Annotated in this window: 7 protein-coding genes; 2 read left to right on the top strand and 5 right to left on the bottom strand. The window is 44.2% G+C overall.

Annotation, left to right across the window (positions count from 1 at the left end):
• On the top strand, positions 1 to 240 hold a 240-nt coding region (locus tag AB4486_RS10325), incomplete at its 5' end, for a transposase (protein WP_372117102.1).
• A 22-nt stretch (positions 241 to 262) separates the two neighbouring features.
• Here the strand turns inward: AB4486_RS10325 and AB4486_RS10320 are convergent.
• The 5 genes from AB4486_RS10320 to artP form a co-directional block, all read right to left on the bottom strand.
• Entirely contained in the window at positions 263 to 925 is a 663-nt protein-coding gene (locus tag AB4486_RS10320) for a hypothetical protein (RefSeq protein ID WP_158089202.1), read from the bottom strand.
• 338 nt (positions 926 to 1263) lie between these two features.
• On the bottom strand, positions 1264 to 1932 hold the full coding sequence (artM, locus tag AB4486_RS10315; protein WP_017087151.1) for an arginine ABC transporter permease ArtM: 669 nt from the start codon (positions 1930 to 1932) through the stop codon (positions 1264 to 1266).
• Positions 1929 to 2615, bottom strand: a complete 687-nt coding sequence (artQ, locus tag AB4486_RS10310; RefSeq protein ID WP_017063912.1) for an arginine ABC transporter permease ArtQ — start codon at positions 2613 to 2615, stop codon at positions 1929 to 1931. The genes artM and artQ overlap by 4 nt, the downstream gene beginning before the upstream one ends.
• A 3-nt stretch (positions 2616 to 2618) precedes the next feature.
• Positions 2619 to 3350 (bottom strand): lysine/arginine/ornithine ABC transporter substrate-binding protein, encoded by a 732-nt coding sequence (locus AB4486_RS10305; RefSeq protein ID WP_004733839.1) that lies wholly within the window; start codon positions 3348 to 3350, stop codon positions 2619 to 2621.
• Positions 3351 to 3470: 120 nt separating this feature from the next.
• Complete coding sequence (gene artP, locus AB4486_RS10300) at positions 3471 to 4199, bottom strand: arginine ABC transporter ATP-binding protein ArtP (protein ID WP_372117100.1); 729 nt, start codon at positions 4197 to 4199, stop codon at positions 3471 to 3473.
• A 563-nt stretch (positions 4200 to 4762) separates the two neighbouring features.
• On the opposite strand from artP, the gene AB4486_RS10295 reads away from it, so the two are divergent.
• Positions 4763 to 6598, top strand: a complete 1836-nt coding sequence (locus AB4486_RS10295; RefSeq protein WP_372117098.1) for an ABC transporter ATP-binding protein/permease — start codon at positions 4763 to 4765, stop codon at positions 6596 to 6598.
• Positions 6599 to 6704: the final 106 nt, after the last annotated feature.

Raw genomic sequence — 6704 nt, 5'->3', positions numbered from 1 at the left:
CGCTACAAAGGTAAGCGCGTGATCCAAGGCGGTCGAGCGCAAGTACGCACAGTGTTATATATGGCAATGATGTCAGCCATGCAATGTAACCCCGTATTCAAAGCAACTTATGCTCGACTTGTAGCTGCCGGAAAGCCTAAGAAAGTCGCAATAATCGCGTGTGTTCGAAAGATGGTTGTGACTCTTAACTCTATGCTGAGAGATGGCGCCATGTGGGATGAAAACACTGCCAAAAATTAATCATTGACGCCATAGTCGTTTGTTAGCCCTGCCAATCTTCCGGTACTTTTAGCGCTTTGTTTTCAACAAAGTATCTATGCGCTTCAAGTAGCTCTTCAATATCAACTTCGAGTTCACTTGAAAGACTATTTAACCTAGGAATTGGCCACTCATTCATGTCAATACTATAAAAATCTTTAACTTTTCTAGGGTCTGAGTCTTCAAGTTTTTCATTTATGGCGTGTAAAATACGTTGCCTATGCTCTTCTTCAACTCGATCATAAAGGGTTGACAGTATTTCAGTTGCTTCACTCTCTTCAACTTTTAGTTCTTTAAGAGTTTCTGCAATACCACGAGCATAGGTCAGCTTGCTATCCAATGGTAAATATGCAAACGCATCTCTGACTGCTAACAACGAAATCGTAGGTTTTGATACGTTAATGGCAATAGCTTTAAGTTCGTCAATCGCTGTATAGGCTTCATCTACAGCATCTTTTAATCGCGCTTCAAAACCGGCTGCCTTAATAATCGAAAATTTGTCGAGATTTATGAAAGCTATACCTATTGAAAAAGAGAGGATACAAATAGAGGCAGCCATCTCTTTATCATTTACTGCCATATAGATTGAGGAAACAATCATTAAAATGACAAAGAAAAATGAAACTACTCTTTGCACATTAATGTTTAACAATTTTATTAATTTCAACTTATAACCTCTTGTTATTGGCATGATGTCTCAAATTGCCGGGCTAACAGCTATTAGACTGAAAAATTCTGCATTTAAATATAGAATTTTTCTATCTAGTTTCATATGCACGGCAATGTACCACGATTAATCACAGCATTTCAGTGACTTAAAACATAGATAGACTCGTTGAATGACAAAATGCAGAATATTTTCATATGTTATGACTCTAGCGAACACCCCGCCCTACTGGATATAAATACAGCACCCTTACACATACCCCAAACACAAAAAAGCCTGCCATTTATGCGAACATAAAGGCAGGCTTTATACGTTAGTTAAGCTTGTGAGTGGCTAGCTTACGCGGCTTCGAATGCGAGGGCTTTCTTCTCTACTTGGCGGAAGATCAGCGTTAATATGCCGTTTACTGCTAAGTAGAATGCGCCAGCAATGCCGAACACGGTTAGCGTGTCGTATGTTTGGCCGTTAATACGCTGAGCGTAGCCCATCAAATCCATGATGGTGATGGTGCTTGCCAGTGACGTACCTTTGAAAACTAGAATCACTTCGTTCGAGTAAGCTGGAACGGCGCGGCGTAGTGCGTATGGCAGTAACACTTTAAGCGTTGCTACTTTGTCCATGCCAAGTGCACGACACGCTTCCCACTGCCCTGCTGGAATGGCGTTGAATGCGCCTCTGAACAGTAGCGTGCTGTATGCCGCGGTGTTCAATGCTAATGCTAACATTGCACAGAACCAAGGTTGGCTTAACCAAGTCCACATGAAGCTTTCACGAATCCAATCGAACTGACCCGGTCCGTAATACACCAAGAAGATCTGCACCAACAATGGTGTGCCGGTGAACAGCGTGATGATGCCACGTGTTAACCAGTGAATCGCCGGTATTCTTAGGATTAGCGTTACCGTCATCAGCAGTGACAAGATACAGCCAACCAGCAGTGAAGCGCCTGTGAGTTGCAGGCTGGTCGCTAGGCCCTCAAGCATTTGAGAGAGGTATTGTTGATTCATGCCATTGCCCCTTTGTTACCCAAACCTTGAATAGATAACTTACCATCAATCACTTTTACCAATCTTTGTGTGATTAAAGTGATGACCAAGTAGATTGCTGCTGCGGTCGCGTACCAAGTAAATGCTTCGTGCGTTGCCGCTGATGTTAGTTGTGCTTGTTTCAGCAAATCTGTTACGCCAATTAGCGAAACTAGCGCGGTATCTTTCAGTAACACTAACCATTGGTTGGTTAACCCTGGTAGTGCGTGTCTTACCGCTTGAGGTAACACGATACGAAAGAATGCACGAGACTGAGAAATACCAAGCGCGCTTGCTGCTTCTCTCTGCCCTTTGCTTACTGCTTTTAATGCACCACGCAAGGTTTGCGAAGCGTAAGAAGCAAAGATAAGTGACAGTGCAACAACACCAGATAAGAACGGGCTCACTTCTATGAAATCGCCAGTGATCATGAACAGAACTTGTGTCGAACCAAAGTAGATAAACAGTACGACCAGAATTTCTGGTAAACCACGAACAATCGTCACAAATGCAGTCGTTGGCCATTTGATTGCAATACGACGAGACATCTCACCACTTGCAAACAAAACTGCTAGAACCAATCCAACCAATAGGCTTACGAACGCAAGCTGAACAGTCATCCAGCTTGCTTCGACGAGCCCTAAAGAGTAACCCGTTAATTCCATAAATTACTTACCGAAGTACTTGTTGAAGATCTTGTCGTATTCGCCGTTCGCTTTCACTGCTGCAAGTGCAACGTTAAGCTGGTCTACAAGTTCTTGGTTGCTCTTGTTTACTGCGATACCAAAGCCGTTACCGAAGTACTCTTGGTTTGTTACTTGGTCGCCTACGTACGTTAGGTTGTCTTCTTTCTTGAACCATTCTGCTACAACGGCTGTGTCACCGAATACAGAATCGATACGACCGTTCTTCATGTCGATGAATGCATCTTGGTAGCTTGAGTAAGGTACCGCTGTTACGCCAGTCATTTGCTCAAGTAGGAAGCTCTGGTGAGTAGAACCGTTTTGAACGCCAACACGCTTACCTTCTAGTGCTGCTTGGTCTGCTACTTTGCCTTCGAAAGAAATGAATGCTGCAGAGTTATCGTAGTATGCGTTAGAGAAGTTCACTTGTTTAAGACGCGCTTCTGTGATGTCCATTGCCGAGATAGCCGCATCGTAACGTTTGAATTTAAGTGCAGGGATCAAGCTATCGAATGCTTGGTTGTGGAAAGTACACGTTGCTTTCAGCTCTTCACAAAGTGCGTTTGCTAAGTCTACGTCAAAACCCTGAATTTGGTTGTTCTCATCCATGTATTCGAATGGTGCGTACGTTGCTTCCATCGCGAATTTGATTTCTTCTTGAGCTGCTGCGTTAAAAGAAGCAAGGCCGATAAGTGAAGCTAGTAGAATCTTTTTCATTTTGTTACTCCGAATACTGTGTAATAGCGGCCTGTGGCCATTCTTATAATTTGATTGTTTTAATTGATGTTGTGTTTAGCTAGATCTAGTGAGTCAACTTTCTTTTAATAAGTGACTTACTTAATGAGTCAGATACTCGGCAAACTCAGGTGTCTGCGGATTAACGAATGAATCGCTGGTGCCGTGTTCAACGATGTACCCTTTCTCTAGGTACAGAACGTGGCTAGCAATCTTCTTCGCGAAATCGACTTCGTGCGTCACGACCACTTGGGTAATGCCCGTTCCGCTCAATTCTTTAATAATGCTCACGACTTGGTTGGTGATCTCAGGATCAAGCGCCGCTGTTGGTTCATCAAACAACAACACATCCGGTTTCATCATCAGCGCACGTGCAATCGCAACACGCTGTTGTTGACCGCCAGACAGTTGAAGTGGCCAAGCGTCTGCTTTGTCGGCAAGTTGAAGTGTCTTTAGGACTTCTTGCGCTTGCTTAATCGCTTCTTGCTTATCCAAACCCGCCACTTTGATTGGTGCTTCAATCAAGTTTTCCATCACCGTCATGTGTGGCCATAAGTTGTATTGCTGGAACACCATGCCGACTTTACGACGAAGTTTAAGCCCCTGCTTTTCTTGGATTTGGCTTGAAAAATCGAATTGCTCATTCGCAATGTCTAATTCGCCGTTGTCCGCGATTTCAAGCAGGTTCAATACACGCAGTAATGAACTCTTGCCCGCGCCGCTTGGGCCAAGCAATACCAAGGTTTCGCCACTCTCACAGTCGAAACTGATGTCGTGAAGAACTTGGGTATCACCGTATGATTTGTTGATGCTCTTTGCTTGAATACTCATGCCACAATACTGCATTAATTGTCATTTGTTGGTTATTCTATTCAATCCGAGTTTTTATGCAAGAAAAATGTATAAAAAACTACTTTATTGAATTTTTGTAACAAATATTCCACAAAAAACAGTCGCTATAACTGGTCTTACAACCAAAAATCGCAAGCCATTGATAAAGCTAATATCGAGATAAAAAGCAAACGTTTTGCTATCAATTTATAAATCATCGCATGGTTGCTTGTTTATATGTGCACTCTCCTATCAACGCTAATTTACTTGCATAAAAATTAAGGTTAAATAGCTTGGTTCCCTATCCAACTGACTGGATCAAAATGCTTAGTTTTCCTTTAAGGTCGCTTCGAATTATTCACTTAGTGTTGATGAAATATTGGAAATTGAGTTTCCTAGGGAGCGTCACAGCGCAATAAATGCTTTAATGGGTTCAATTCTCAACAACAATTACTGCCCAGCGAACAACGCGCAGTACAGGCAATAAGTCATAAAGCAATTAGCCATAAGCAACAAGCAACAAGCCATCTATTTTTAAAGCGACAACACATTAAGGCAGTCATATGCAAAACGATGTCTCTTCTACGCTCGACTCGAACCAGCGACAGACTCAGCGATCGACTCAACAAGCGCCAGAACCCAAACCTGAGAAAAAAAGCCTCAGTATTTTGTTTGAGCTGAGTAAATTCATTCAGCCTTATAAAGGTCGTGTTATTGCTGCGTTGATCGCGTTGATCTTCACAGCGAGCTTAACCCTTTCAGTCGGACACGGTATTCGTCTTCTTATCGACCAAGGCTTCAGCCAACAATCGTTGTCAGACTTAGGCAGCGCGATTCAATTCATCATGGTGGTGGTCGTGCTGATCTCGATTGGCACCTTCTTCCGCTTCTATTTGGTCTCTTCTGTTGGTGAGCGAGTAAGTGCGGATATACGCCTGTCGGTTTTCAATCACGTGGTGACGCTGCACCCGAGTTACTTTGAAACCAATGGCAGTGGCGACATCATGTCGCGAATCACCACGGATACTACTCTGCTTCAAAGCATCATAGGTTCATCGTTCTCTATGGCGATGCGCAGCGCGTTGATGTGTATTGGTGCGATCATCATGCTGTTTGCGACCAATATTAAGCTGACGTTGATTGTATTGGCCTCGGTGCCATTTATCTTGATTCCAATTCTTGTGTACGGGCGTCGTGTGAGAGCCTTGTCTCGTCAAAGCCAAGATTCGATGTCTGATGTCGGCTCTTATGCAGGTGAAGCGATTGAACACATTAAAACCGTCCAAAGCTACAGCCGAGAAGCGCAAGAGAAAGCATCATTCGCGGTAGAAGTGGAAAAGGCGTATGAGATTGGTCGCCAGCGTGTAAAACAGCGCGCGATTCTTATTTCTGGTGTGATTGTTATCGTGTTCAGCGCAATATCAGGGATGCTGTGGGTTGGCGGCAGTGATGTTATCAACGGCACTATGTCGGCTGGTGACTTAGCCGCGTTTGTGTTCTACGCAATTATGGTTGCTTCATCGTTAGGTACGATTTCTGAAGTGATGGGTGAACTGCAACGCGCGGCAGGTGCGACCGAGCGATTAATCGAGATCCTACAAGTTGAAAGCCATATTGTTGCGCCAGTTGCGAATCCAACTTCGCTTGCTAACGTAACGCCAGAAGTTGCATTTGATGATGTGACCTTCTGTTATCCATCAAGACCGGACCAACCCGCAACAAGCAACCTCACGCTTACTGCCCATGAAGGCAAAGTGTTGGCACTGGTTGGCCCGTCTGGCGCAGGTAAAACTACCCTGTTCGAACTGCTGCAACGTTTCTACGACCCACAAGTGGGTAAGGTCACCTTAGGCGGTGTTGAACTGAATCAGTTTGATCCTAACGAGCTAAGAAAGCAGATGGCATTGGTACCGCAACAACCTGCTCTGTTCAGTAACGATGTGTTCCATAACATTCGCTACGGCAACCCGCAGGCAACAGACGAGCAAGTGATCGAAGCGGCGAAGAAAGCGCACGCACACGAGTTCATTCAAAACCTACCTGATGGCTACAACAGCTTTCTTGGTGAACGTGGTGTAAGGCTTTCTGGTGGGCAGAGACAACGTATTGCTATCGCACGTGCCATCTTGAAAGATCCAAATATTCTATTGTTGGATGAAGCAACCAGCGCACTAGACAGTGAAAGTGAGCATCACGTACAACAAGCGTTAGAAGAGTTAATGCGTGGCAGAACGACGATCATTATCGCCCATCGATTATCAACAATTAAACACGCCGACCAAATTGCGGTGCTCGATAAAGGACAACTAGTAGACATCGGCGACCACCAGTCTCTCATCAATAGCTGCGAATTGTACCAACGCTTGGTTGAGCTGCAATTCAAACACCTTAGTGCCTAACTATTGAGTGGATGTGCAACTAAGTCACTGACATTGTGTGGTTTCAAGCTTCAAAAACTTAAATCACGCGTGTTGCAGTTTTGTTAATTTAGCGGTAGGGTTTTTA

The sequence above is a fragment of the Vibrio sp. 10N.222.55.C6 genome, from assembly GCF_041473395.1.
Lineage (GTDB): Bacteria > Pseudomonadota > Gammaproteobacteria > Enterobacterales > Vibrionaceae > Vibrio > Vibrio crassostreae_C.
The sequence above is the reverse complement of the archived record's forward strand: the minus strand, read 5'-3'. Positions and strand labels throughout refer to the sequence as shown.

Bases quoted from the DNA above. Each gene is read 5' to 3' on its own strand.
- artM (WP_017087151.1), bottom strand. From the start codon at position 1,932: ATGAATCAACAATACCTCTCTCAAATGCTTGAGGGCCTAGCGACCAGC.
- AB4486_RS10295 (WP_372117098.1), top strand. From the start codon at position 4,763: ATGCAAAACGATGTCTCTTCTACGCTCGACTCGAACCAGCGACAGACT.
- artQ (WP_017063912.1), bottom strand. From the start codon at position 2,615: ATGGAATTAACGGGTTACTCTTTAGGGCTCGTCGAAGCAAGCTGGATG.
- AB4486_RS10305 (WP_004733839.1), bottom strand. From the start codon at position 3,350: ATGAAAAAGATTCTACTAGCTTCACTTATCGGCCTTGCTTCTTTTAAC.
- artP (WP_372117100.1), bottom strand. From the start codon at position 4,199: ATGAGTATTCAAGCAAAGAGCATCAACAAATCATACGGTGATACCCAA.